This window comes from Enterobacter sp. 3U4 (assembly GCF_057224565.1).
In genome coordinates this window covers 2,436,311-2,461,379 of record NZ_CP136665.1, presented here as the reverse complement: position 1 = coordinate 2,461,379, position 25,069 = coordinate 2,436,311, and the positions used below count along the sequence as shown (strand labels likewise).

At 55.5% G+C, this 25,069-nt stretch carries 24 protein-coding genes; 18 read left to right on the top strand and 6 right to left on the bottom strand.

Annotated elements, in window-relative coordinates; genetic code table 11:
• Positions 1–57: 57 nt before the first annotated feature.
• On the bottom strand, positions 58–576 hold the full coding sequence (locus RVY89_RS11755) for a lipoprotein (protein WP_045908429.1): 519 nt from the start codon (positions 574–576) through the stop codon (positions 58–60).
• 97 nt (positions 577–673) lie between these two features.
• Between RVY89_RS11755 and RVY89_RS11750 the strand changes: the two genes are divergently transcribed.
• The 3 genes from RVY89_RS11750 (at position 674) to RVY89_RS11740 (ending at position 2,707) form a co-directional block, all read left to right on the top strand.
• Positions 674–997 (top strand): heavy metal-binding domain-containing protein, encoded by a 324-nt coding sequence (locus RVY89_RS11750; protein WP_023310944.1) that lies wholly within the window; start codon positions 674–676, stop codon positions 995–997.
• A complete protein-coding gene (locus RVY89_RS11745; RefSeq protein WP_484825400.1) occupies positions 994–1,824 on the top strand; it encodes an N-acetylmuramoyl-L-alanine amidase in 831 nt (276 codons plus the stop codon). Before RVY89_RS11750 ends, RVY89_RS11745 begins: the two co-directional genes overlap by 4 nt.
• A gap of 259 nt (positions 1,825–2,083) precedes the next feature.
• Entirely contained in the window at positions 2,084–2,707 is a 624-nt protein-coding gene (locus RVY89_RS11740) for a helix-turn-helix domain-containing protein (RefSeq protein ID WP_484825399.1), read from the top strand.
• 17 nt (positions 2,708–2,724) lie between these two features.
• On the opposite strand, the gene RVY89_RS11735 is transcribed toward RVY89_RS11740, so the two are convergent.
• Positions 2,725–3,339 carry a hypothetical protein gene (locus RVY89_RS11735; protein WP_484825398.1) on the bottom strand — a complete coding sequence of 205 codons (615 nt, stop codon included), beginning with the start codon at positions 3,337–3,339 and terminating at the stop codon, positions 2,725–2,727.
• Complete coding sequence (locus RVY89_RS11730; RefSeq protein WP_484825397.1) at positions 3,339–4,913, bottom strand: peptidoglycan-binding protein; 1,575 nt, start codon at positions 4,911–4,913, stop codon at positions 3,339–3,341. The genes RVY89_RS11735 and RVY89_RS11730 overlap by 1 nt, the downstream gene beginning before the upstream one ends.
• 300 nt (positions 4,914–5,213) lie before the next feature.
• Here RVY89_RS11730 and gspC point away from each other — a divergent pair, with 300 nt between their 5' ends.
• From gspC to RVY89_RS11655, 15 genes are all read left to right on the top strand, one after another.
• Complete coding sequence (gene gspC, locus RVY89_RS11725) at positions 5,214–5,945, top strand: type II secretion system protein GspC (protein ID WP_484827933.1); 732 nt, start codon at positions 5,214–5,216, stop codon at positions 5,943–5,945.
• Between the two features lie 13 nt (positions 5,946–5,958).
• Positions 5,959–7,884: a type II secretion system secretin GspD gene (gene gspD / locus RVY89_RS11720; RefSeq protein WP_484825396.1), complete on the top strand. Its 1,926-nt coding sequence runs from the start codon at positions 5,959–5,961 to the stop codon at positions 7,882–7,884.
• A 12-nt stretch (positions 7,885–7,896) separates the two neighbouring features.
• The gene (gene gspE / locus RVY89_RS11715; RefSeq protein ID WP_484825395.1) at positions 7,897–9,375 is read left to right on the top strand and encodes a type II secretion system ATPase GspE; all 1,479 of its coding nucleotides are present in this window, start codon (positions 7,897–7,899) and stop codon (positions 9,373–9,375) included.
• The gene (gspF, locus tag RVY89_RS11710) at positions 9,375–10,583 is read left to right on the top strand and encodes a type II secretion system inner membrane protein GspF (protein ID WP_484825394.1); all 1,209 of its coding nucleotides are present in this window, start codon (positions 9,375–9,377) and stop codon (positions 10,581–10,583) included. Before gspE ends, gspF begins: the two co-directional genes overlap by 1 nt.
• Positions 10,584–10,585: 2 nt before the next feature.
• Positions 10,586–11,035, top strand: coding sequence for a type II secretion system major pseudopilin GspG (gene gspG / locus RVY89_RS11705; RefSeq protein WP_029739462.1), 450 nt, complete (start codon positions 10,586–10,588; stop codon positions 11,033–11,035).
• Positions 11,035–11,520 carry a type II secretion system minor pseudopilin GspH gene (gene gspH, locus RVY89_RS11700; RefSeq protein WP_371898451.1) on the top strand — a complete coding sequence of 162 codons (486 nt, stop codon included), beginning with the start codon at positions 11,035–11,037 and terminating at the stop codon, positions 11,518–11,520. The genes gspG and gspH overlap by 1 nt, the downstream gene beginning before the upstream one ends.
• The gene (gspI, locus tag RVY89_RS11695; protein ID WP_484825393.1) at positions 11,513–11,896 is read left to right on the top strand and encodes a type II secretion system minor pseudopilin GspI; all 384 of its coding nucleotides are present in this window, start codon (positions 11,513–11,515) and stop codon (positions 11,894–11,896) included. Before gspH ends, gspI begins: the two co-directional genes overlap by 8 nt.
• Positions 11,889–12,569 (top strand): type II secretion system minor pseudopilin GspJ, encoded by a 681-nt coding sequence (gspJ, locus tag RVY89_RS11690; RefSeq protein WP_484825392.1) that lies wholly within the window; start codon positions 11,889–11,891, stop codon positions 12,567–12,569. The genes gspI and gspJ overlap by 8 nt, the downstream gene beginning before the upstream one ends.
• Complete coding sequence (gene gspK / locus RVY89_RS11685; protein WP_484825391.1) at positions 12,566–13,585, top strand: type II secretion system minor pseudopilin GspK; 1,020 nt, start codon at positions 12,566–12,568, stop codon at positions 13,583–13,585. The genes gspJ and gspK overlap by 4 nt, the downstream gene beginning before the upstream one ends.
• Before the next feature lie 15 nt (positions 13,586–13,600).
• Complete coding sequence (gene gspL, locus RVY89_RS11680; RefSeq protein ID WP_484825390.1) at positions 13,601–14,746, top strand: type II secretion system protein GspL; 1,146 nt, start codon at positions 13,601–13,603, stop codon at positions 14,744–14,746.
• Positions 14,743–15,228: a type II secretion system protein GspM gene (gene gspM, locus RVY89_RS11675; RefSeq protein WP_484825389.1), complete on the top strand. Its 486-nt coding sequence runs from the start codon at positions 14,743–14,745 to the stop codon at positions 15,226–15,228. Before gspL ends, gspM begins: the two co-directional genes overlap by 4 nt.
• Positions 15,225–16,022 carry a prepilin peptidase gene (locus RVY89_RS11670; protein WP_484825388.1) on the top strand — a complete coding sequence of 266 codons (798 nt, stop codon included), beginning with the start codon at positions 15,225–15,227 and terminating at the stop codon, positions 16,020–16,022. Before gspM ends, RVY89_RS11670 begins: the two co-directional genes overlap by 4 nt.
• A gap of 211 nt (positions 16,023–16,233) precedes the next feature.
• Positions 16,234–18,876, top strand: a complete 2,643-nt coding sequence (locus RVY89_RS11665) for a glycosyl hydrolase family 18 protein (RefSeq protein ID WP_484825387.1) — start codon at positions 16,234–16,236, stop codon at positions 18,874–18,876.
• A gap of 133 nt (positions 18,877–19,009) precedes the next feature.
• Positions 19,010–19,462: a type III secretion system invasion protein IagB gene (gene iagB, locus RVY89_RS11660; RefSeq protein ID WP_371898443.1), complete on the top strand. Its 453-nt coding sequence runs from the start codon at positions 19,010–19,012 to the stop codon at positions 19,460–19,462.
• A gap of 142 nt (positions 19,463–19,604) precedes the next feature.
• A complete protein-coding gene (locus tag RVY89_RS11655) occupies positions 19,605–21,434 on the top strand; it encodes a glycoside hydrolase family 19 protein (protein WP_484825386.1) in 1,830 nt (609 codons plus the stop codon).
• A 69-nt stretch (positions 21,435–21,503) separates the two neighbouring features.
• Here the strand turns inward: RVY89_RS11655 and RVY89_RS11650 are convergent, their stop codons facing one another.
• The 3 genes from RVY89_RS11650 to ltaE form a co-directional block, all read right to left on the bottom strand.
• On the bottom strand, positions 21,504–22,517 hold the full coding sequence (locus RVY89_RS11650) for an NAD-dependent epimerase/dehydratase family protein (RefSeq protein ID WP_484825385.1): 1,014 nt from the start codon (positions 22,515–22,517) through the stop codon (positions 21,504–21,506).
• A 92-nt stretch (positions 22,518–22,609) separates the two neighbouring features.
• Positions 22,610–24,046, bottom strand: coding sequence for an SDR family oxidoreductase (locus RVY89_RS11645; protein ID WP_484825384.1), 1,437 nt, complete (start codon positions 24,044–24,046; stop codon positions 22,610–22,612).
• A gap of 10 nt (positions 24,047–24,056) precedes the next feature.
• Positions 24,057–25,058: a low-specificity L-threonine aldolase gene (gene ltaE, locus RVY89_RS11640; protein ID WP_484825383.1), complete on the bottom strand. Its 1,002-nt coding sequence runs from the start codon at positions 25,056–25,058 to the stop codon at positions 24,057–24,059.
• Positions 25,059–25,069: the final 11 nt, after the last annotated feature.

Sequence of the window (25,069 nt, the reverse complement as noted above, 5' to 3'; positions counted from 1 at the left end):
GCATTCCGCAAGAAATGCCGGACATTTTACGGGGGTAACATTTTTATCACTGATGAATCAGCGGTTCTCAATCGACTGGCGAAGCGTGCCTGCCGGGGCATGAACGCTGCCGCCAACGTAGCGCACATCGTCTACCGCCCAGCACTGTCCTTCACGGATCATCAGCACTTCATCCTGCCAGGTTTGGGTTCCCTGCGTCAGCTTCACGCGCAGCGGAATATTGCGGGCATCGGTATTCGGGATGGTTGACGCGCTCGCCACTTCGGCGCTGTCCGGCAGCGTGGTGCGGCTGGAGAACGGATCGGATTTCAGCAGGGCGTTATGCTGTGGATCGCGGGTGGCATCGTTAAGCAATTTTGCCAGGCCATCGCTCAGATACGGGCGCAGGCCGGTGAGATCGTTGCTGCGGTGCTGAATGCGATAATCATAGAACTGCTGCGCCACGGTGTCCGGGCCGCCCTCAATGCAGGGGCCGCTGCGGGTACCGATATCCTTAAAGGCAGGCGTGACCGTGGTGGTACAGGCGCTGAGCACCAGCGCGCAGGGCACGAAAAGCGTTAAAGCTGAATAGCGCATGTTGATTTCCTTATTTATTAACTATCCTTTCAATCATAGCGTAACGAACCGATAATGCTGTGCCTAAGGCATTGAACGCTAAAGAAGGAGAGAAACCATGCAGTTTTCAACAACGCCAACCCTGGAAGGGCAGACAATTACCGAGTACTGCGGCGTGGTCACCGGTGAAGCGATTCTCGGCGCCAATATCTTCCGTGACTTTTTTGCCGGTATCCGCGATATCGTAGGTGGCCGCTCGGGTGCATACGAAAAAGAGCTGCGCAAAGCGCGCGAAATCGCCTTCAAAGAGCTTGGCGAGCAGGCGGAAGCCCTCGGCGCGGATGCGGTCGTGGGGATTGATATCGACTACGAAACGGTCGGGAAAGATGCCAGCATGCTGATGGTGAGCGTAAGCGGTACGGCGGTGAAAACTCTCCGATGAGGCGTTCGTTTGCAACACTCCTGCTGGCGCTGCTGCTGGCAGGGTGTGCCGCCGAAAAAGGGATCATCGACAAAGGCGCCTACGAGCTGGATACGCGTCATCAGGCGCAGGCGGCTTACCCGCGCATCAAGGTGCTGGTTATCCACTACACCGCGGATGATTTTGACAGCTCGCTGGCCACGCTGACGGATAAGAACGTCAGCTCTCACTATTTGATCCCGGCTAAACCCCCGGCACCGGACGGTAAGCCGCGCATCTGGCAGCTGGTACCCGAAAGCGAACTGGCCTGGCATGCGGGCATCAGCTTCTGGCGCGGCACCAACCGCATCAATGATACGTCTGTCGGCATTGAGCTGGAGAACCGTGGCTGGCAAAAAACGTCGGGCGTTAAGCATTTTACGCCGTTTGAGCCTGCGCAAATTGCGGCGCTGGTGCCGCTCGCCAAAGACATTATTACCCGCTACAACATCAGACCTGAAAATGTGGTGGCCCATTCGGACATCGCGCCGCAGCGTAAAGACGATCCAGGCCCGCTGTTCCCGTGGCAGGCGCTCGCCAGGCAGGGAATTGGCGCATGGCCCGACCCGGCGCGTGTCGAGTTTTACCTGAACGGCAAGCCGCGCGATGAGCTCGTGGAGCAGAAGGTGCTGCTCGATCTGCTCGCGCGCTACGGCTATGAGGTGACCGATAACATGACGAACGCACAGCAGAAGCGTGTGATCGTCGCGTTTCAGATGCATTTTCGCCCGGCGCGCTGGGACGGCGTGGCCGATCGCGAAACGCTGGCTATCGCGGAGGCGCTGTTAGAGCGCTACGGACAGGGGTAATCCTTCGGGTTACCCGACTCCACTTTTAGATGATCTCCTTTTGGACTTTTTTTTAATCACATTCACGGTGCAAATGTTTTATAGTTTCCTCAGTCGAAATTACTCGCAAACGTGGTTGACAATATATCAGCACGGCAAATAAGAAATACGGATGTGCTAACACCTTAGCTTTACTTTACATTTGTTAAATGGACTACGCATTTATGCGCTGTGATTGCACACGTTCACCTTTTTCAATTTACTATTAATAGGTATAACTATGTTAAGTATCTACAGTAAAAATAGCCGTCCACAAGCAGAACTTGACGCCCTTATTGCGGCAACTGAAGGTTTTGAAGAAAGAACCTTACGCAAATGGCAGCGTATTAGTACCGAGAACAACGAAGATATTCATTTTATCGTTAGCGGTGAAGTTGAATTCCGCCGCGAGTCGGATGAACTGTGTATGTTCACCTTACAGGATAAATGTATTTTTGGTCTCTCCTCTATTTATTACAACTCAACGCATATGTACGGCCTGGTTCGTGCCACTACCGTAGTGCGCACCATTAAAAAAGATGACTTTGTCCGTCTGATAAGCGAGAAAAACCTGTGGGAAGCCTTGAGTAAAGTTCTCTCCTGGTACGTTTGTCTGCTCAGCAAGCGTGACGAAGTGCTGGTAGCCCGCAGCGCGTACTCGATTGTTCGCGAGTTCTTGCTGGAAATTAACGAACTGATTGTGCACCATCAGCGCGATATCAATATTTACGACTATATTCAGGAATATACCAGCCTGGCCCGGAGTACCATTATTAAAATTCTCGCCGACCTGAAAAAAGGTAATTATATTCAGGTTAATAAAGGCCGTCTTATGCATTTGTCAGCACTGCCGGAGAAGTATTAATTGCTTTTTGCTCCTTTTTAACTGAAAGGGGGACTATCTTTCCGTAAATTATTTGCCTGCGTTCCTGTTGTGGTTTCATCCACTGGGGGCGCGGGCATTTTTCCCTGCGAATAATCTTTTTCCTGCTCTTTTAACGCCTTCATCAATAATGCCTTGATCGCCCCGTCATCAACTGTCTGACCGGGATTATCCCGTTCGGGGATAGCAGAATTGTTCACTTCTGTCCCTGGCAATGTATCCCGGGAAATATCATGCGGCATTTCACCGTCGGGCGCCTGCTGCCAGTCGGCATCGCCGCTATCAATGGGCATCTCCTGCAGCGGCGGAATCTCTTTTGACACCGGTTCTTGCTTTTGTTCAGGCTGCGGGAACGGTTTACTGACATAGACATAATGCATATCCGATAGCTTCGTTTCTGGCTTAACGACGCTTGCTTTTATTGGTTCAGGTACCGGATGGCGCAGATCCCAGTAAAGATGAGCGTAGAGTCCCGCAGCGATCGCCATCACTATTCCCACCACCCAGATCAGGGTGGCACAGACCACTTTTTTCAGCGAGGGGCGCCGGTAAGAAAACCAGACCGGTGCGTTCAGGGTATAGCTGCGCTGGGCAGCCAGAGTAATCGTCGACATTATGAATGCATCTCCTGCGCGGTGGGGGTCGCAGATGTATTTGTGGGCTGAATAAGTACGCTTGGCGTAGTCCTGGTTTCACGCATTAACTGCATCAATGTATCTTCACCCGCAATCCCGTCCACATGCAGATGCATTTTCTGCTGAAACTCGCGGGTGCGTTGCATCAGTTCGGCCGTCCACGCCTTTGCGTGGGTTTCGGGCAGATTCAGCGCCAGGCTTAGCTGCTGATCCATCCAGCCCAGATCTTTGGCGCTGCTTTCGGCGCTCACGGCATCTTTCCCCTGCGGCGTAAGGCGGTGCAACTGGGTGTAATTGCCCGTTGCATGCTGGTTAAACCAGCTGCGGCTAACCTGCCAGGTGCGATTATTCATCAGCAGATCCAGCGAGTTATCATCTACTCTGGCCACCACGGCATAGTTCAGGTGATCGCCTGTTTTGATCTCGCCGATCCACGGATAACCCTCTTTTGCCAGCTCTTCGACCGGAGCGCTTCCCTCCTTACACATCAGGTTGACCCGCCCGGCGTTCTGACAGAGCGCCTCTTCCATCGTGGCGTCATAGCCCCACATGGTATAGAGCTGGTGCATCGCATCGGGCTTATTCACCACTTCATTATCAATAACCGGCACCGCTGGGGCGTCGGTTTTTGGCGCCTGCGGTTTCCAGCTGGCCATCACGGGCAGCTGTACCGGCAGTCTGGCGGTAATGGTGGGCATCAATGCCCAGCCGCAGGCGGCAAACAGCACGGAGGCAAAAAGGCCCATAACGGCAAGGCGTTTACCCTTCGGTTTCGCCGGCAGAACTTCTCCTGCGGCGAGGCGCAGATGGCGCGGCGATACCTGCGCTGAACGCTCGGTCCAGGCGGCCAGCATCGCAAGGTGCGCCAGCTCGTTAATTTTGCCTGTCTGTCCTTTGGTCAGAACATGCATCTTGCGCACGCGGGCCCGGGTGAACGGCGTCGCGTCGCTGCCATGCGCTTCACACTGGGCCTGAACATAGCTCAGGGACTCGCGGCCGGTCAGGGGCCGGAGCGTGTGATGCGTATGAAGATATTCACGTAACCCGGACTGCTGGAGTGGGGCTTCCTGGTCGGCCGATCCCATCAGCACAACCGACAGAGGCACATCCAGCTCCTGCGCGCGGGTTAACAACATGGACAGTGCATCATGGCAATTCGCTTTCATCGACTGAATATGCGAAATGACCAGCACTTTACGTGTGGTTTTGCTGGACAGCATCTCGTCCTGCCACTGACGCAGCACGGTATCAATAGCCTGGATCCGGGTTTTGCTCTCTTTAGTGGTGGCGTTGAGTTTATAGAGCAGACCGCTGGCGCTGAGTTTCGGGAAGGCGTTAATGGCAAGAAGCGTGCCGTCATGCTTTTTCAGCGCATCGCAAAACTGCGAGGCGAGATAGCTGTCGTCGCTAAAGAGCGCAGTGACGCCTGTTGTCTGGCACTTCTCTTTCAGCAAACCGAACACATCCTGATGATATGGAACAAAAAAATCACCAGGCACTCGGGTGATAGCCCGGAAAGGCTGGGTAGTGAAATTAAAATGGCGCATATACATAGCGTATTACCGTCTCTTTCATTCTTAACAAGGAGCCGGAAAAGTAAAGGAGATAGGCGGAAGGGGCAATTTAAATGCAGGATAAAAATATTCTGTCTGCGCTCCTATCATAGGTTTATTTAACGATCAATATTTTTCTAAATTATTGTTAGCGGAAGTGTGAATGGGCGGGAGCGAGGAAACACATTAGTATTTACATCACTCACTCATACAGCCCTGTGCTGTGAATTACTGACTGGCAGAAAGGCTCGTTAAAAAATGCGGATGTCATTTGTTACTCAATTGATTATGCCCTGCGTCATGTTTGTGCTGCTTATTTTCTGCGGCCAGCAAGGGTATATGGTTTATAAAGATTATAAAAAAGTGACGAACAGGTTGTCTGATTCAAAAAAGAATATGCACAAAAAAAGTCACGATGAAACTCAGTTTGTACTTTTTTCTCCGGCGGTGATGCCAGCGAAACAGCCAGCGGCGGTGAAAAAGCCGCTCAGTGCGGAAATCGAAGGTATTCTCAGCAGCGATGATGCCTGGCTGTCCTTTGCGGTGATAAAAACCCCCGCCGGACAAAAGAGCTATCGCGAGGGCGAAATGCTCGCTGGTTTTGACAATGCTTATATTGCCGAAATTCATCCTGATAATGTGGTGGTGAATTATGAAGGCGCACCGCAGGTTATTTCACTTAAAAAACAAGACTATTTCAAAGGCGGCGTTGACAGCGCCCCGGTAACCAAATCGAAGAAAGATGCAGGGCTGGATAATCTGCATCTGGATGATTATCTGGTGTTAAAGCCATTAATCGAAAAAGGCCAGCTGGAAGGCTACAACATTAATCCACGCAATGCGTCGCCTTTCTACAGCCATGCTGGCCTGGAAAAAGGTGATGTGGTGGTAAAAGTTGACGATGTGGATATGACTAAAGAGGCGCAGGCAAAAGAGCTCGTTGCCCGCTGGTCAAAAATGAAAGAGGCGGATGTCGTTATTCGGCGTCACGCTCACCTTGAAAATATTCGGGTCAATGTTCTAAACAATTAATAAGTGTACAGACATGAAGAAATTTCCATGGGCGTGCGTAGCGCTAACCGCATTGTCGTTATATTCTGGTTCGCTGTTCGCGGCGAACTTTAGCGCCAGTTTTAAAAATACCGATGTCCGCGAATTTATCGATACCGTCGGGCGTAACCTCAATAAAACCATTCTGGTCGATCCTTCCGTTCAGGGAACGGTGTCGGTTCGCACCTACAACGTACTGACGGAAGATGAATATTACCAGTTCTTCCTGAGCGTGCTGGATCTCTATGGTCTGTCGGTGATTCCGATGGATAACGGGATGGTGAAAGTCGTGCGCTCTTCGGTGGCGCGCATGTCGGGCGCACCGATTGCCGACAGCAAAAACCCTGGCAAAGGCGACGAAGTCATCACCCGCGTGGTGCGAATGGAGAACGTCCCGGTACGTGAGCTGGCCCCCCTGTTGCGTCAGCTGAACGACGCCTCCGGCATCGGCAACGTGGTCCATTTTGAACCGTCAAACGTGCTGCTGTTAACCGGCAAAGCCTCGGTGGTTAACCGTCTGGTGGATCTGGTGCAGCGTGTGGACCAAAGCGGCGTCCAGCGCCGTGAAATCGTGCCACTGCGTTTTGCCTCGGCCAAAGCGCTTTCTGACATGTTGAACAACCTCAACAACGAAGAGCAGAAAGGTCAAAACGCCCCGCAGCTGGCGACCAAAGTGGTCGCCGACGATGAAACCAACAGCCTGGTAATCAGCGGCAGCCCGGACGCGCGTCAGCGCACCCGAATGCTGATCTCCCAGCTCGATCGCGAGCAGAACAACGAGGGCAACACCCGCGTCTTCTACCTGAAATACGCCAACGCCAGCAAAGTGGTGCCGGTGCTGACGGGGATCGGCGAGCAATTGAAGGATAAAGTTGGCGGTGGCAAGAGCAAAGCCGCGCCGATGGCAGGCGATCTGAATATTTCCGCCGATGAGTCTACCAATTCGCTGGTGATCACCGCCCAGCCAAACGTCATGAATTCGCTGGAGAAAGTGATCGACAAGCTGGATATTCGCCGTCCGCAGGTACTGGTGGAGGCGATCATCGCCGAAGTTCAGGACGGTAACGGTCTGGATCTGGGCGTGCAGTGGACAAGTAAGCACGGTGGGGTTCAGTTTGGTTCTACCGGTCTGCCGATTAGCCAGATCAAGAAGTCAAAAGTCATTGGCAGCTATACGGGCCTGGCGACCGGTTTCTTTAACGGCGACTTTGGCGCGCTGATGACGGCGTTGTCCACTAACGGCAAAAACGACATTCTGTCGACACCGAGCGTGGTGACGCTGGATAACAAAGAGGCGTCGTTCAACGTCGGTCAGGATGTACCAGTACTCTCCGGTTCACAGACCACCAGCGGCGATAACGTCTTTAACTCGGTGGAACGTAAAACCGTCGGTACGAAGCTGAAAATCGTACCGCAGATCAACGATGGCGACATGATCCATCTGAAGATCGAACAGGAAGTTTCCAGCGTTGATAACAACTCGACGGCCGATGCCAGCCTGGGCCCAACGTTCAACACCCGCACCATCAACAACGAAGTGATGGTCCACAGCGGGCAGACGGTGGTGTTGGGTGGTTTGATGGAAAACGTCACCAAACAGTCGGTCTCTAAAGTGCCGCTGTTGGGCGATATTCCGGTGGTAGGCCAGTTGTTCCGCTATACCTCCCAGGACAGCGCCAAACGTAACCTGATGGTGTTTATCCACACTACCGTACTGCGCGACGATGACAACTACAGCGCGACGTCGAAAGAGAAATACGATCAGATCCAGGCGCGTCAGCAGCAGCGTATGGAAGAGCACAAGCTGGGCATCGTAGAGAATTCTGATTCACCGATACTGCCAGCCTATCCGTCCCAGAGCCGCGCCGCGCCGGTAAGCGCCAGTGCGCCGGTGTCGTCCCGCAACCCGTTTAAAGAATAAGGCGCAAGCGACATGACCGAGATGAGTAATGCGCTCTGTACCAGCACCTGGGCGAAAGAGAACGGGGTACTGTTCTATAACGACGAGGTTTATATCCGCGAGGATGCGCAGGCGTATGCTCTGCTGGAGATGCGCCGCGTGCTGGGGCGCTCCTATGCCCCGACGATCCTGACGGCGGAAGCGTTTGACGAACTGCTGACCAACATCTGGCAGCAGAACAGCGGCGTCTCGCAGCAGCTGGTGGACGACATGGACGCCGATATTGACCTGATGGCGTTAACCGAGGAGATCCCTGACAACGAAGATCTGCTCGATAATGACGAGAACTCGCCGGTGATCCGCCTGATCAACGCCATTATGGGCGAAGCGGTGAAAGAGGGGGCTTCCGATATCCATATCGAGACCTTCGAGCGCACCCTGAGCATTCGTTTTCGCGTTGACGGCGTGCTGCGTCCGGTGCTGCAGCCGGCGCGCAAGCTCGCGCCGCTGCTGGTGTCGCGTATCAAGGTGATGTCCAAACTGGACATCGCCGAAAAACGTCTCCCCCAGGACGGTCGTATATCTCTGCGCATTGGTCGTAAGGCCATTGACGTGCGTGTCTCTACTATTCCGTCTCAGTACGGCGAACGCGTGGTAATGCGTCTGCTGGACAAAAGCAACCTTAAGCCGGACATCAACAAGCTCGGTCTGATTGACGAAGAGCTGGTGAAGCTAAAGGGACTGATTGAACGTCCGCACGGCATCATCCTGGTGACCGGCCCGACCGGTTCGGGGAAAAGTACCACCCTGTACGCGCTGCTGTCGGCGCTTAACGGTCATGAACGCAACATTCTGACCGTGGAAGATCCGATCGAGTATGAACTGGAAGGCGTAGGGCAGACCCAGGTCAACCCGCGTGTGGATATGACCTTTTCACGCGGGCTGCGCGCCATTCTGCGCCAGGACCCGGACGTGGTGATGATCGGGGAAATTCGTGACGGCGAAACCGCGCAAATCGCGGTACAGGCCTCGCTCACCGGTCACCTGGTGATGTCCACGCTGCACACCAACAGTGCCGCGGGCGCCATTACCCGTCTGCGTGATATGGGGCTGGAGTCATTTTTAATTGGTTCGTCGCTGCTTGGCGTCATTGCCCAGCGTCTGGTGCGTCGGCTGTGTCCGCACTGTCGCACGACCAGTCCGCTGGATGACAATGAGAAAGCGCTGTTCACCTTTATGGAAACGCCGCCGAAAGCGATTTATCGCGCCGTGGGCTGTGAACAGTGTCGCCAGAGCGGCTACCAGGGACGCGCAGGCATCCATGAATTTCTGGTGGTCGACAGCGCCATGCGCCGTGCGATCCATGAAGATAAAGATGAAATGTCCATCGAAACGCAGCTTTTCAAAGAGGCCTACAGCCTGCGTGAAAACGGCCTGCTGAAGGTGATCTCCGGCGTGACCTCGCTGGAAGAGGTGATGCGCGTCACCGCCGAACGCGGAGGGGATGCGTAATGGCCTGGTATGCGTGGTCCGCGAAGGACGCCGCGGGGAAAACCCAGCGCGGCACCCTGCAGGCCGAAGGGCCAAAGCAGGTACGCCAGATGCTGCGCGAACAGAAGCTGATGCCGGTGAACATTGCGCCGACCAGCGATCCGGCGGCGGGAAAAAACGCCCGTAAAGGGGCAAAACTGTCGATTCCGGTGCTGTCGATGTTTACCCGACAGCTTGCGACGCTGGTTAATGCCGCGCTGCCGCTGGAGAGTGCGCTGAAAGCGATTGCGAAGCAGACGGAAGATAAAACCCTGGCGGCGATGGTGACCGAGATCCGCGACAAGATTGTGGAAGGTCACACGCTGTTCGACGCCTTCAGCCAGTTTCCGCGCAGCTTCGACAAGCTCTACTGCACCCTGGTCATGGCCGGTGAAAAAACCGGTCATCTCGGTGGCGTACTGGAAAAGCTCGCCGAGTACAACGAGCAGCGCCAGAAGATGAAAAGCAAGCTCACCCAGGCGATGGTCTACCCCATCACCCTGACGGTGGTGGCGATTGCGGTGATCTCCATTCTGCTGGTCGCCGTGGTGCCGCAGGTCATCGACCAGTTCACCCACATGAAACAAGAGCTGCCGGTGACTACCCGCACGCTGATTGCGGTGAGCGACTTTTTACAGGCCTGGGGCATCGTTATCGCCTGCGGCCTGTTCGGGGCATCAGCGAGCTTTAAATTTTGGATAAAAATAGAAAAGAACCGATTTGTTTATCATCGGTGGCTGTTGCTAAAGTCACCGCTGAAAAAACTGGTCTGCGCCATCAACAGCGCGCGCTACATCCGTACGCTGAGTATTTTGCAGGCCAGCAGCGTTCCGTTGCTGGAGGGGATGTACATCGCAATGGACGGGATTGAAAACCTCTATGCCCGTCAGGTGCTTGAGCAGGCGGCGGACACCGTGCGTCAGGGGGCATCCCTCTACAACGCGCTGGAACAGGCGAGAATTTTCCCACCCACCATGCTCTACATGGTGGCCTCCGGGGAGGAGAGCGGCGAGCTGGGCTCGTTGATGGATCGTGCGGCGGAAAACCAGGAATCTGCATTACAGCATCGAATTACTTTAACGCTGTCGGTATTTGAACCGGCACTGGTAGTAACTATGGCGACCGTTGTTTTATTTATCGTTCTTTCAATATTACAACCGCTTCTTCAACTTAATAATATGGTGGGTTAATCATGTCTTTGAAAAAAAATAGCCTGAAGCGTCAGGCGGGATTCACGCTGCTCGAATTAATGGTGGTTATCGTTATTCTCGGTGTGCTGGCCAGTATGGTCGTACCTAATTTAATGGGCAATAAAGAAAAAGCCGATATTCAGAAAGCGACCAGCGATATTGTGGCGCTGGAAGGTTCGCTGGATATGTACAAACTGGATAACCATCGCTACCCGACCACCGAGCAGGGGTTGCAGGCGCTGGTGACCAAACCTGAAATTGCACCCATTCCGAAAGGCTACCGTGACGACGGCTATATTCGCCGCCTGCCGCAGGATCCATGGGGCAATGACTATATTCTGGTCAGCCCGGGTGAGCATGGCGCTGTCGATATTTTCTCAGCCGGTCCGGATGCAGAAGCTAATACTGCTGACGATATCAGCAACTGGTCTTTTGATAAAAAAGATAAGTAATGAATAAGCAACGTGGATTTACCCTGCTGGAAATTATCGTGGCGCTGGTGATATTCGCCCTGAGCGCCATGATGGTGGTCACTACCATTCCATCACGCAGCGGCGCAGATACATTTGGTCAGCAGCTAAAATCCCTCGTTGAATATGGTTCTGACCGTGCGGTAATGGACGGAAATATCGTCGGGCTGGTGATGACCTCGTCAGAATTTGAACTGGTGACACAGGTTGGAAATAACGGCGAACGCCACTGGGCACCGTTAAAGTCGGGGCGGATCGCCACCCGCGGCGAGTTTCCTGAGGAGATGCATGTCTCCCTCTCATCGCGAACGCTGGCGGCCACGCTGGACGATGAGCCGCAAATCATTTTTTTGCCGGACGGCGAGCTTAGCCGCTTCACGCTCAGCCTCGAAAGCCTGGATAAAAAGCAGCGCTTTCACGTGACGTCACAGGGTTCTGTTCCCGTGGTGGTGGAAAACGATGACTAAACGCAAAACCAAAGAGCAGGGGATGACCCTGCTGGAAGTGATGGTGGCGCTGGTGATTTTCTCCACCGCGGCGCTAGCGCTGATGAACTCCGTCACCCTGAACGTGCGCTTTACCCACAGCCTGTCGGAAACACTGCAGGCGGGCTGGGTGGCGGAAAATCAACTGGCGCAAGCGCAGCTGGCTCAGACCGATTTCCCGGATGTCGAGCAGGTGGGTACCGAAACCATGGGCGGACAAACCTGGACATGGCATATCCAGCGGGTGAAAACCGCCGAAAATACCTTTGTCGATGAGGTACGGGTTTACAGCGAAGGAAGCGATGCGCAACCGGTGGTGGCGCTTCAGCTCGCCGAACCGGAGGTAAATCGTGAGTAAGGTGCAGCGTCAGCAGGGCTTTACCCTGCTGGAAATTATGATTGCGCTGGCTATCTTCGCGGTGATCAGCATTCTCGCCTGGCAAATTCTCGACGGCGCGATGCGCACCTCGACGGCCAGCGACGAGGCGGCGACAAAAGTGACGGCGCTTCAGCGCACGTACAACCTCCTCTCGCGTGACTTTTATCAGCAACAGGCGCGCGCGCCGCGCAACAGCGGCGAGGTGTTCGTCCAGCAGCAGAATGGGGTGGAAATGACAACCCTGAACGGCATCAGCGGTCAGGTGCAGCTGGAGCGGGTGCGCTGGATCTTAAAGGACAAGCGCCTGTGGCGCAGCGTCTGGGCTGCTATCGACGGTCCTCCCAGCGCGCAGCCGGAAGAAGTGCCGATTCTGAACGACGTGAAAGCGATGAAATGGCGCTTCTGGCACGAAGGCTGGCAGGAGAAATGGACCGACATCGCCCATCAGCCCGATGGCGTTGAGCTAAATCTGACCATGGAAAACGGGGAAACCTGGCGCTGGGTTTTTATCACTCCCGGCGATATGCCTGAGATCCAGACCGCGCCAAAAGAGACGAATGCGGACCCGGCGCAGCCGGCAGCGGAGAATGCGGCCCAGCCCGTAACCACCCCGCAGACCGATACGGCAGTACATTCTGGAGTGAGTTCATGAGCGGCAAAACAGCGCGAAAAGAGCGTGGCGTGGCGCTGCTGGTGGTGCTGATCCTGCTGGTGATGATGTCCGCCCTGGCTGCGAAAATCAGTCAGCAGTTCTGCCGCCACCTGCAAAAAACGCATTATCAGGTCAGCCAGCAGACGCTGCGCTGGGCCATTGCCCGTCAACAGAAGGTGCTGGAAAACGTATTGCAGAAAGCGGCCAGTTCCGAAGGGGCGGGGCTGTCGCCGCGAGGCGACTGGGCGCAGCCGCTGGAAACCCACGGGGAAAATTACACCGTGGTGAGTCAGGTGGAGGATGCCAGGACCTGCTTTAACGTCAATAGCCTGCTGGCCGTTGACGCGGCGCCAGCGGCGCCGGCCGACGCCACTGCGCTGCCGGAAAAACCGGTCAAAGAGCAGATTATCGAACAGCTGCTGACAGAAAGTGGCGTCGGGACGCTGGCGGCAGAAGAGATTTACCAGCAGCTGGTGGATTATCTTGACGCCGACGACGTGACGGCGAAACAGGGCCAGGAGGCCGATGCCTGGGCGAGCGTGACGCCCGCCCGCGGTCCGGCGAATCAAATGATGCGCACCATCAACGAAATCAGACTGCTGCCCGCCTTTCCGCAGGCCGCGTGGCCGAAGGTCAGCAAGCTGATGTGCGCCTTGCCGGATACGGATGGCACCATAAATGTGAATACCTTAACACGCGAACAGGCGCCGCTGCTGGCGGCGGTTTTTACCGGCGTGTTAAGCACGGACGACGCTGCGCGCCTGATCGATTCACGCCCGGAGGAGGGGTGGGAGTCGCTGGAGGCATTCAGCAAAGTGCTGGAGAGCAACTATCCGCAGACCAAAGATATCCTGGCGCAGATTCAGGACAGGGTTGCGGTCAACAGTCGCTATTTTCGGGTGGATACCACCGGCAATACCGATGATTTAACGCTGCGCGTCGTCAGTCAGATTCACGTTGACAGTGAGGCTGGCAAGGTCGTGACCTGGCAACGCCGCTACCGAATGGTTGAATAAGATAAGTAGAAGATAATGAAAAAGGTGCTTTTTATTCGTCCCGATACCCGTGAGGACGGCAAAATCTGGTGGTGTGAATCCGGTAACGATCGGGTGGAATATCTGACGGGCTGGAGCGCACTGAGCGAACTTTCCTGTCACCCGTTTTCTCAGCAGGTGTGCCTGTTGCTGCCGGCGAGCGAGACGATCTTTCGTCATTTTACCCTGCCGAAAAAAGGGCTTTCCGCCCAGACGGCACAGTTCTCGTGGATGGCGGAAGAGACGCTGCTCGGCGAGGTGGATACGCTGCACTGGACGGTGCTGAACAAAAAGGGGCCGGAAGTGGATGCCGTGGCCATCGACGCTGAACGTCTGCTCCACTGGCTTGAGCTGTTCGCTCAGGCGGGGCTCGCGGTGGTCCAGGCGCTGCCGGATGCCTGGCTGCTGCCGGTGAGCGAAGGAGGCACTACGCTGGTGAGCCTGGAGGAGAGCTACTGGCTGCGTTTTTCCCCCGGCAGCGCTGGCGAAGCCGATGCGGTTCTGCTGCCGCTGCTATTAAGTAAATGCCCGGAGGGTGAGGTGCGCTGCTACGGCGATGCGCCGCAGGAGGTACAGGTGGATGAACTGCTGGCGTGGCAGCATCCGCTGGTGCTGATCCAGCCCCAGTGGCAGGGCTCTCGTATCAACATGCTGCACGGGGCGTTTTCCGGGCGCAGCGCCACCGGTCCGCGTTTTCGCCACGCGAAAACGGCCCTCGCGGCGGCAGCGCTGCTTTGCGTCGGTCTGCTGATCGGCCCTCGCGTTGGTATGGCGTTGATGCTCACTCATCAGCAAAGCGAGATCCACCGGGAGATGACCACCGTAGCGCAGCACTATTTCCCGACCCTGCGCCAGACCAGCAACCTGAAATATTACGTCGGGCAGAATATCAGCAAGGCCAAGAAAGGGATCTTCCTGCAGCTCGAAGCGCTGAATCAAATCAGGCAGTCATTGCCGTCTCTGGAGCTCAATAACGTGGAATATGACGAAACGCAAAATCAGCTGACGTTGAATGTGAAATCCATGGATAAACAGGCCCTGCAGGATTTTGTCGCACGTAGCGCCGAAACCTTTGAATTTACGATGCAGCCGATTTCCGGCGAGGCGCCTTATACCGCTATTATTACCGGGAGCTATAAATGAAAACGCAATTAGCCCAGTTAAAAAAACGCTGGCAAAATTACAGTCCACGCGAGCGTAATTTATTTAAACTCTGCGGCGGGGCACTCTGCTGTGCGATGGTTTATTACGGCGCGATGATGCCGCTCGATACTCTGATCAAAAATAACGAGGCCGTGTTATTTAAGCAGAAGCAGACGCTGAACTGGATGCGCCAGGAAATTGATAAAAACCATCTTCAGTCCAGAATAGTCAACACCCCGAACCCGCGCAGCGTGGTGGAAGAAAGTGCCAAAGTCGTGCACGTCGCGTTGACAGACGTGCGTCAGGATGAGCAGTCGCTGACCTTTGATGTCGAGCGCGTCAGCGTTTCTGCCCTGCAAAACTGGCTGCGTGAGATGAACGTCTCTTCCGGTATCCATCTGGAGAAACTCGCGTTAACGCCGGTGGATCGTCAGAGTGACGTGAAAGCGCATATTACGCTGAGCTGGGCGAAAAGCGCATGAACCCGATAATGCTGTTGCAGCAGGCGAATCTGCCGGGTCTGTGCGTAATGAGCGGAGCGCTGGGCGCGATCCTCGGCAGTTTCCTCGGCGTGGTGGCGGAGCGTATTCCGCCGCTGGTTATGGAAGAAGAGGGGGCAGGAAATCTGCTGTTTCCCGCCTCTCACTGCCCGGAATGCCACCACGCCCTGAGCGCGTGGGAAAATATTCCCATCATTAGCTGGTGTGCGCTGCGCGGTCGCTGCCGCCACTGCCATAGCGCGATCCCGCTGCGACTGCTGCTGGTGGAAGTCTGTAGCGCTCTCTTCTTTGCCGCCAGCGCCGCGCTGGCACCGTCGTTTTTGGCGCTGGTCGCGCTGTGGATAATGTGGAGTCTGCTGCTGCCGCTGGTGGTGATCGATGCGCGCCATATGCTGCTGCCGGACTGCCTGACCCAGCCGCTGCTGTGGACGGGGCTGATGTTCCATGCCCTGTTCCGTACGCTACCGCTGACCGATGCTATCTATGGCGCGGTGGCGGGATATCTGTCGCTCTGGCTGGTTTACTGGGCATTCCGCCTGCTGACCGGCCGGGAAGGATTAGGCTATGGTGATTTTAAGCTGCTGGCGGCGCTAGGCGCCTGGTGCGGCTGGCAAGCGCTACCCTCTATTGTGCTGATCGCGGCGCTGGGGGGCATTATCATGCATTGCCTGCTAAAGCCCTTTGAGAATAAAAATAACCTTATTTCCTTTGGCCCCTATATTGCTTTTTCCGGTCTGGTTGTATTTATCGCGAAAATTTCACCTCTCATCTTTTAAATAATGCAGTCAAGTTTTTTTTGAGGTTTTTTCATCGGGGGAATGAAAGGCGAAAATAAATTCCCCAATGTATTCTTCTCAACGCAATAATAAGCAGGTCTTTCGCGAACCAGAAACGTTCACGATTAATTTATCAGTAAATAACGTTTGTCCATGTTAATGGAAAAGCATGGGTATTTAATTTCACAAATCGTATTATCAGGATCAAATAATGAAATTTCTGAAGCCTAAATATCTGGCACTCTTCGTTGCAGCGGCTGCAAGCCCGGTGTTCGCAGCCGTGCCGGGTAAAGCAACTATCGCCAGTGGTAATGATAAATTTGCCATTGTCGAAGTTGATCAGTCTGCTACTGCTTACAACAGCCTCGTCAAAGTCCATGATGGCGCCGATGTTAAAGTGCAGTGGGATGTCTGGAGCGGCGCGGCGCCGACTTCTGCGAAAGTGTTGCTCGACGGCAAAACCGTCTGGACCGGTGCAGGCAGCATGTCCGGCACGGCAACATTTAAAGTGAAGAAAGGCGGTCGCTACCAGGAAACGGTTGAACTCTGCAATGCCAGCGGGTGCAGCACCAGCGCCAGCAAACTGATTATCGTCGCGGATACCGACGGTAGCCATCTGCTGCCACTCAACACCACCATGCAGGAAAATAATAAGACCCTCTCTAAGCACACCGATAAAGTGGTCGGTGCCTATTTCCCTGAGTGGGGCGTTTATGACCGTAAATTCCCGGTGGATAAAATCCCGGCAGCTAACCTTAACCACATTCTGTATGGCTTTATTCCAATCTGCGGCGGCGATGGCATCAACGACAGCCTGAAAACCATCGAAGGTGGTAACAGCTTCGAAGCGCTGAAACGCGCCTGTGCGGGCCGTCAGGACTTCCAGGTGGCGATTCACGACCCGTGGGCGGCACTGCAGGAATCTCGGCCTGGCGTCAGCAGCTGGGACGACCCCTACAAAGGCAACTTCGGCCAGCTGATGGCGATGAAGAAAGCCAATCCAGGGCTGAAAGTACTGCCGTCTATCGGTGGCTGGACCCTCTCAGATCCGTTCTTCAAAATGCATGACAAAGCGATCCGCGATCGCTTCGTGGCTTCCGTGAAAGATTTCCTGAAAACCTGGAAATTCTTCGACGGTGTGGACATCGACTGGGAATTCCCGGGCGGCGGCGGTCAGAACGAAACGCTGGGCAACCCGCAGCAGGATAAAGAGACTTATACCGCACTGATGCGCGAACTGCGCACCATGATGAATGAACTGTCAGCCGAAACCGGCCGTACCTTTGAACTGACCTCAGCAATCGGTTCAGGCAGCGACAAAATTGAAGACGTTGATTACACCACTGCCCAGCAGTACATGGATCATATCTTCCTGATGAGCTACGACTTCTACGGCGGCTGGAGCAACACCGAGCTGGGCCACCAGGCGGCACTGCGCGCGCCGGCGAACAAACCGGATACCAATTACACCACCGAAAACGGCGTGAATGCGCTGCTGGCGCAGGGTGTACAGCCTGGCAAAATTGTCGTGGGGACGGCCATGTATGGTCGCGGCTGGACCGGCGTTCACGGTTACAGCAATAACAACCCGTTCACCGGCACGGCAACGGGCATGGTGAAAGGGACCTGGGAACCGGGCGTGGTTGACTATCGTCAGATCGTTAACGAGTACAAAGGCAAAGCGGGCTGGGAATACAACTATGATGCTACCGCTGAAGCGCCGTATCTGTTTAACAAAACCACCGGCGATCTGATCACCTATGAAGATGCGCGCTCCGCAACGGCGAAAGGTCAGTATGTGCTGGCGAAAAACCTGGGCGGTCTGTTTGCCTGGTCTATCGACTCCGATACCGGAGACATTCTGAACGCGATGAATGAAAGCCTGACAGGCGGCGGCGCTGCGCCGGTTGATCCGGTGGTGACCAACCATGCGCCGGTGGCGACTTCCTTTGACCAGAGCGTAACCGGTCCGGCGACGGTGACCCTGGATGGCTCGGCTTCTACCGATCCGGATGGCGATGCCATCACCTACAAGTGGACGCAGATCTCTGGCCCGTCGGTGACCATCACTAATAGCACCAAAGCGAAAGCGACCTTCAACGTTGCCGCTGTCACCAGTAACCAGACTCTGGCGTTCCGCCTGACGGTCACTGACGCGAAAGGGTTGAGCAGCACCGCTGACGTCCAGGTCGTGAACAAAGCGCCGAAAGCAAACCAGGCGCCGGTTGTGAATCAGATGGAAGCCGTGACGCTGGAAGCGGGCCAGAGCTACTCTCTGCACGCTCAGGCTAACGATCCTGATGGCGACGCGCTGACCTACTCCTGGAGCGTTCCTGCGAATATGCAGGCGACAGGCGCAGACACCGCGAACCTGAACATCACCGCGCCGGACGTGGACGCGGAATCAACTTACACGCTGACCGTGGTGGTAAGCGACGGCAAGTCCAGCGTACAGACTAACGTACAGGTGACGGTAACGCCTAAAGCGGCGGAAACGCCGTCTGACGAAGGTTCTGCCACCAATAGCTGCGATAAGCCTGTTGACGCCAACGCCAGTAAATACGCTGCCTGGAGCGCAAGCAAGGTTTACAACGCGGGCAATACCGTCAGCTTCGACAGCCTGGTCTGGAAAGCAAAATACTGGACTCAGGGCAACCAGCCGGGCTTCGGTGTGGATGCATGGGAGCTGGTAAGTCAGGTGAAATTCAACTGGCGCTCCGACGTGGTCTATAACGGCGGCGACACCACTACCTACAACGGTTACACCTACACCGCAAAATGGTGGACGAAGGGTGATAAACCAGGTAGCAGCGATGTATGGGTGAAAAAAGGCCCTGCGGCTGACTGCAAGTAAGTCACTGCCATAACGATGCGGGTAAGGAACTTGCCCGCCATCACGGTCCACGTCCCGCGACGGACGTGGACCGTAAATCAGGAAACAGAGCAATAAGCGCGTAAGGAGACAATGAAAAAGAGCCGGACTGAAAATGAAAACGTTATTTTTATTGTTGCTGATAATAAGCCATAGCGTCTTTGCCAACTGCTGGGATAAAGCCGCCAGTTATTATCATGTGGATCCTTATCTGTTATATGCCATTGCTAATGTTGAGTCGGGAATGAATCCCAATGCAATTGGACAGAATCATGATGGCACGCGTGATGTCGGCCTGATGCAGATTAACAGTTCACATTTTTCCGAGCTGGAGCAAAAAGGCATTAATGAGTACCGGTTAATTACCGAGCCCTGCACCTCAATTATGGTTGGCGCATCGATATTATCCGGAATGATTAAAGTTTATGGCTATAACTGGGAGGCGGTCGGCGCCTATAACGCGGGGCTGAAAAAAGAGAATTACGCGCAGCGCATGGTCTATGCCCGTAAGGTCTGGAATAAATATCAGAAGTTAAAACGCAGCACCCGTAATCGTTATTATTATTGATTTTTGTTTTTTGAAGAGTACCGACTGGTGTTCTTCATAAAACGAAAACTGCTCCCTGGTTTATTTATTAAATGATTAATAAATAAACCGCGAAACAAATTAACTTTTATTGACCCTTAATATAATTAAGAGGACCATTTATATGAACAAAAGAACATTACTCAGTGTTCTTATCGCGGGCGCATGCGTTGCACCGTTTATGGCTCAGGCAACCCAACTGCAGGCCAGCAGCGAACCTTACACCGTTAAGGCCAGCGATCTGCAGAAGAAAGAGCAGGAGTTAACCAACTTCCCGCTGATGGCTTCAGTGAAGTCAACCATCCGCACGCTGGACAACAGCCTGGTGGAACAAATTGAGCCGGGTAAATCGACAAACCCGGAAAACGTCAAGCGCGTGGAAGGAATTATCAAGGCCAGCGACTGGGAATACCTCTTCCCACTGCGTGCGCCGGAATATACCTACAGCAACTTCCTGAAAGCGGTCGGTAAATTCCCGGCACTGTGCCAGACCTATACCGACGGTCGTAATAGCGATGCCATCTGCCGTAAGTCTCTGGCAACCATGTTCGCGCACTTCGCGCAGGAAACTGGCGGCCACGAGTCCTGGCGTCCGGAAGCCGAGTGGCGTCAGGCGCTGGTATACGTGCGTGAGATGGGCTGGAGCGAAGGTCAGAAGGGCGGCTATAACGGCGAATGTAACCCGGATGTCTGGCAGGGGCAGACCTGGCCGTGCGGTAAAGACAAAGATGGTGATTTCGTTAGCTACTTTGGCCGCGGTGCGAAACAGCTCTCCTATAACTACAACTACGGCCCGTTCTCTGAAGCGATGTACGGCGACGTCCGTGTACTGCTGGAAAAACCTGAGCTGGTGGCTGACACCTGGCTGAACCTTGCTTCCGCGATCTTCTTCTTCGCCTACCCGCAGCCGCCAAAACCGAGCATGCTGCAGGTTATCGACGGCACCTGGCAGCCGAACGCTCACGATAAGGCGAATGGTCTGGTACCGGGCTTCGGCGTGACCACGCAGATCATCAACGGCGGCGTGGAGTGTGGCGGCCCGACCGAGATCGCCCAGTCTCAAAACCGTATCAAATATTACAAAGAGTTTGCTAACTACCTGAAAGTGCCTGTTCCGTCTAACGAAGTGCTGGGCTGCGCCAACATGAAGCAGTTCGACGAAGGCGGTGCCGGCGCGCTGAAGATCTATTGGGAACAGGACTGGGGATGGAGCGCGGATACCCCGTCAGGCCAGACCTACTCTTGCCAGCTGGTGGGCTACCAGACGCCATTCAGCGCCTTTAAAGAGGGTGACTACTCCAAATGCGTGAAGCATTTCTTCAATGTGAACGTGGTGGGTGAAGACGGGACTTCCGACGGCGGCAGCGTCACGCCAGCCCCGACGCCGACCCCTGTCGACCCAGCGGACGAAGGCAACACCACGCCGGTGCCAGACGACAACACCCCGGCTCCGGACGATAATACGCCAGCGCCGGTAAACCATGCGCCGGTAGCAAAAATCGCCGGTCCGGTGGGGGCGGTTGAAGCGGGTAAATCTGTTTCTCTGAACGCGTCTGGCTCAACTGATGAAGACGGTAACCACCTGACTTATACCTGGACGGCTCCAAACGGCCAGACCGTAAGCGGCGAAGATAAAGCAATTATTACCTTCAATGCACCGGAAGTGGCAGCGGCGACGCAGTACCCGATCAACCTTACCGTCAGTGACGGCGAGCTGAGCAGCACCACCACCTATACGCTGAACGTACAGGCTAAGCAGACCAACGGCGGCCAGACCGGGACTTACCCGACGTGGACCTCCAAAACCAAATGGAAAGCAGGCGATATCGTTAACAACCGCGGCCAGCTGTTCCAGTGCAAACCTTATCCGTACAGCGGCTGGTGCAATAACGCGCCATCCTACTACGAGCCAGGTAAAGGGATTGCATGGCAGGATGCGTGGACTGCCCTGTAATCACCAAAATGACAAACGGCAACCTTCGGGTTGCCGTTTTATTTTCCATCGTAAACTGCAGGACCAGATCTACCGAGGAAGCTTCCCGTGATCCCGCAGCCACGCCGCCGTACGCATAATCCCTTCATCCAGGGTCACGACCGGTTTATATCCCAGCTCGTTCTCTGCCCGCGAAATATCCAGCGTGAAATCAAAGTTAAGCTTCGATACGCCGTAATGCGTCAGCGCAGGTTCTTTGGCCGATTTATTGCCAAAACGCTCCATGCTGCGGGCAATCATATCCAGCATTGGGTAAGGGACTGAACGGATGCGGCAGTCGATCTGCAGCTCATCAATTAAGCGCTGCACAATGCTGCGCAGCGTGCAGGGTTCGCCGTTAGTGATGTTGTAGGCGCGACCGGAGATCAGCTTATCGCAGTCCGGCTGGCTTGCCAGCCACATGGCGTGGACGGCGTTTTCGTAATAGGTCATATCCACCAGCGCATCGCCGCCGCGCGGCAGCAGCACGCTGCCGTAGTGGTGCATCATCTGCGCCAGACGCGGAATAAACACCTTGTCGTGCGGCCCGAACAGGCTCTGCGGACGCAGAACCGTAAAGCGAGTATGCGGGTTTGACTGCGCCAGCAGATCAATGACCTCTTCGCTGGCCGCCTTGCTGCGGGCAAACTCACAGGCAAAGCGGGCAGGGCGGAAATCTTCCTGCACGTCACGATGGTGGTGATAATCGAAATAGAGTGACGGTGACGAGATATGAATAAAGTTACGCACGCCCCAGGCAACGGCCCATTCACCCAGACGACGGGTGGCCCGCACGTTGGCAAGATCGAAGGCTTCCTGGGTCCCCCACGGAGAGGTAAAACTGGAACAGTGCCATAGCGTGTCGATACCGGCGAGCATCACCTTCGCCTGCGAAGAGACCAGCTCCGTCAGGTCGGCATGAACGAACTCTGCGCCCATTTTTTGCAGCAGTTTACCCATCGCTTCGTTGCGACCGGTAGCCCTGACGCTAATGCCTTTATTGCGCAGAAATTCGACCGCATTTCGGCCTAAGCCGCTGGTCGCACCGGTAACCAGTACCTTCATAACTATCCACTGTGTTGAAAAGAATTTCGTGCGCATTCTTTCGTGAATTACGGCGCTATGCAATGGGAAAGGTGAAAGAAAGAGAGTTTTATTTAGAACTTTTCCATCTTTTGTTCTGCCCGTTGCGCAATGCGTTTCGCCATGCCCCGGAAGATGAACAGGTGGGCAGGGATCATCAACAGCCAGTAGAACAGACCCGGCATTCCGTGCGGATGCCACCATGCGCGGACGTCCAGCTCACGGTAATCGCCTTTGTCTTTCAGGGTAAAGCAGAGTCGGCCCAGCCCCGGGGCTTTCATGCCGAACAGCAGCGCCAGCTGCTTTTCGGGTTCGACAATGATCACCTTCCAGCTATCAACCGCGTCACCCACCTCAAGATACGGGCGTGCCGGACGGCCTTTTGCCAGCCGATGGCCCACCAGCAGGTCCATCGCCCCGCGCGTTTGCCAGAGAATATTACCGAAGAAATACCGTTCTTTGCCGCCAATCTGGTTCACCACCTCCCACAGCGCGGCCAGGCTGGCAGGGGTTTTCACCGTACAGCCCGCCTGTTTCGGGTAATAGCCATACTCCGGCCGCCAGCGTGCAAACGCCTGGGCGTCGTAACCCCAGTCGCTGGAGTTCACCAGCTGCTCTTCTTCTTTCAGCGTATTGCGCACGGCATCGTCAAAGCGGATCAGATCCTGGGGAATTAAGGCGCGCAGCGCCCGATCGTCGGCCAGTAAATCGTGCTTCAGCCCCTGGATCAGCGCTTTGGCGGTGGTCGGCGGCACCGAGGTGATCACATTCAAAAACCACACCGAAATCCAGCGGGTCGGAAAGGGGATGGGGATCAGCCAGCGGCGGCGTCCGCTGACGCGCATGAAATGTTCGAACTGCTCCTGATAGCTCAGCACTTCCGGGCCTGCCGCCTCGAGCACGCGGTGTTGCTCTGCCGGGTGATCCAGCAGAGCCACCAGATAATGCAGCAGGTTCTCCAGCGCAATCGGCGTGGTGCGCGAACGGACCCAGCGCGGCGGCGTGAGCACCGGCAGGTTGTAGACCATATCGCGCATCACTTCGAAGGCGGCAGAGCCTGCGCCGACGATGATCCCGGCGCGCAGTTCGGTGACGGGGATATTCGCCCCGCGCAGGGTTTCAGCCGTCAGATGGCGGGCGCGCAGGTGATCTGACTGCTCATGTTCAGGTGCCTGGAGTGAGCTGAGAAAAATCACCTGCTTCACCGGGGTTTGCAGCAGGGCATCGCGGACGTTCATCGCCACCTGACGCTCGTGGGCGATAAAATCCCCGCCTTCGCCCATGCTGTGAACCAGGTAATAAAGCGTGTCGACCTCTTCCAGCAGGGCGGGAAGCTCCCTCGGCCAGTTGAGGTCAACGTTGTGGCAGGTGACGCCCGGCAAACCGAGTTTTTGCAGGCGCTCCGTGTTGCGTGCCGCTGCCAGCACCCGATGTCCCTGCTGGCTTAACGCCGCGGTGAGATGCTGACCGATATATCCGCTGGCGCCGAGCACCAGAATGCGTTGCGGCACGTGCTGCTCCTTATCGCTGTAAAAACGCCTGCCAGTGTTTCACCACGTCGGCCAGCTGCTCGCGGTTCACGTCGAGGTGCATCACCAGACGCACGACAGGTGAGGCGTTAATCAGCACGCCACGTGCTTTCATAAATTCACCCAGCGCAGCGGCGCGATCCTCGCCCACGCGGACGAACAGCATGTTAGTGTCGTTGCGCATCACGTCGGCGCCAATCTCGCGCAGCTGCGCCGCCATCCACGCGGCATTGTCGTGATCGTCCTTCAGGCGCGCCACGTTGTTTTTCAGGGCGTACAGTCCGGCAGCCGCCAGAATACCCGCCTGACGCATGCCGCCGCCGGTCATTTTACGCCAGCGGTTGGCTCGCTTGATGTAGTCCGCATTGCCGACCAGCAGGGAACCCACGGGCGTTCCTAGCCCTTTTGAGAGGCAGATGGTGAACGAGTCGCAGTATTGCGCAATCTCTTTCAGCTCGCAGCCATACTCTACTACGGCGTTAAAGATACGCGCGCCGTCAACGTGCAGGCCGAGCCCGCGCTCGCGGGTGAATTCCCACGCTGCTTTCAGGTACTCGCGCGGCAGCACTTTGCCGTTGTGGGTGTTTTCGAGGCTGAGCAGCCTGGTGCGGGCAAAGTGAATATCATCGGCTTTGATTTTTGCCGCGACCTTATCAAGCGGCAGGCTGCCGTCCGGCGCTGCGTCAATTGGCTGCGGCTGAATGCTGCCGAGCACCGCGGCACCGCCGGCTTCGTACAGATAGTTATGCGCGCCCTGGCCGACAATGTACTCTTCACCGCGCTCGCAGTGGCTGAGCAGCGCCACCAGGTTAGCCTGCGTACCGGTTGGCAGGAACAGGGCGGCCTCCTTGCCGCTCAGTTCAGCCGCGTAGCGTTGCAGTTCGTTGACCGTCGGGTCATCGCCGTAGACGTCGTCCCCGACCGGGGCGGCCATCATCTCTTCGAGCATGGCGCGGCTCGGGCGGGTTACGGTATCACTGCGTAAATCAATCATTTCACATCCCT

Excerpts from the sequence above, each read along its gene's own strand:
- gspE (WP_484825395.1), top strand. The coding sequence starts at position 7,897 with ATGACCGAGATGAGTAATGCGCTCTGTACCAGCACCTGGGCGAAAGAG.
- gspH (WP_371898451.1), top strand. The coding sequence starts at position 11,035 with ATGAATAAGCAACGTGGATTTACCCTGCTGGAAATTATCGTGGCGCTG.
- gspG (WP_029739462.1), top strand. The coding sequence starts at position 10,586 with ATGTCTTTGAAAAAAAATAGCCTGAAGCGTCAGGCGGGATTCACGCTG.
- gspM (WP_484825389.1), top strand. The coding sequence starts at position 14,743 with ATGAAAACGCAATTAGCCCAGTTAAAAAAACGCTGGCAAAATTACAGT.
- RVY89_RS11655 (WP_484825386.1), top strand. The coding sequence starts at position 19,605 with ATGAACAAAAGAACATTACTCAGTGTTCTTATCGCGGGCGCATGCGTT.
- RVY89_RS11665 (WP_484825387.1), top strand. The coding sequence starts at position 16,234 with ATGAAATTTCTGAAGCCTAAATATCTGGCACTCTTCGTTGCAGCGGCT.
- gspF (WP_484825394.1), top strand. The coding sequence starts at position 9,375 with ATGGCCTGGTATGCGTGGTCCGCGAAGGACGCCGCGGGGAAAACCCAG.
- RVY89_RS11740 (WP_484825399.1), top strand. The coding sequence starts at position 2,084 with ATGTTAAGTATCTACAGTAAAAATAGCCGTCCACAAGCAGAACTTGAC.
- RVY89_RS11735 (WP_484825398.1), bottom strand. The coding sequence starts at position 3,339 with ATGTCGACGATTACTCTGGCTGCCCAGCGCAGCTATACCCTGAACGCA.
- RVY89_RS11755 (WP_045908429.1), bottom strand. The coding sequence starts at position 576 with ATGCGCTATTCAGCTTTAACGCTTTTCGTGCCCTGCGCGCTGGTGCTC.
- ltaE (WP_484825383.1), bottom strand. The coding sequence starts at position 25,058 with ATGATTGATTTACGCAGTGATACCGTAACCCGCCCGAGCCGCGCCATG.
- RVY89_RS11750 (WP_023310944.1), top strand. The coding sequence starts at position 674 with ATGCAGTTTTCAACAACGCCAACCCTGGAAGGGCAGACAATTACCGAG.
- gspI (WP_484825393.1), top strand. The coding sequence starts at position 11,513 with ATGACTAAACGCAAAACCAAAGAGCAGGGGATGACCCTGCTGGAAGTG.
- RVY89_RS11670 (WP_484825388.1), top strand. The coding sequence starts at position 15,225 with ATGAACCCGATAATGCTGTTGCAGCAGGCGAATCTGCCGGGTCTGTGC.
- RVY89_RS11745 (WP_484825400.1), top strand. The coding sequence starts at position 994 with ATGAGGCGTTCGTTTGCAACACTCCTGCTGGCGCTGCTGCTGGCAGGG.
- gspK (WP_484825391.1), top strand. The coding sequence starts at position 12,566 with ATGAGCGGCAAAACAGCGCGAAAAGAGCGTGGCGTGGCGCTGCTGGTG.
- gspL (WP_484825390.1), top strand. The coding sequence starts at position 13,601 with ATGAAAAAGGTGCTTTTTATTCGTCCCGATACCCGTGAGGACGGCAAA.
- RVY89_RS11650 (WP_484825385.1), bottom strand. The coding sequence starts at position 22,517 with ATGAAGGTACTGGTTACCGGTGCGACCAGCGGCTTAGGCCGAAATGCG.
- RVY89_RS11730 (WP_484825397.1), bottom strand. The coding sequence starts at position 4,913 with ATGTATATGCGCCATTTTAATTTCACTACCCAGCCTTTCCGGGCTATC.
- gspC (WP_484827933.1), top strand. The coding sequence starts at position 5,214 with ATGTTTGTGCTGCTTATTTTCTGCGGCCAGCAAGGGTATATGGTTTAT.
- iagB (WP_371898443.1), top strand. The coding sequence starts at position 19,010 with ATGAAAACGTTATTTTTATTGTTGCTGATAATAAGCCATAGCGTCTTT.
- gspD (WP_484825396.1), top strand. The coding sequence starts at position 5,959 with ATGAAGAAATTTCCATGGGCGTGCGTAGCGCTAACCGCATTGTCGTTA.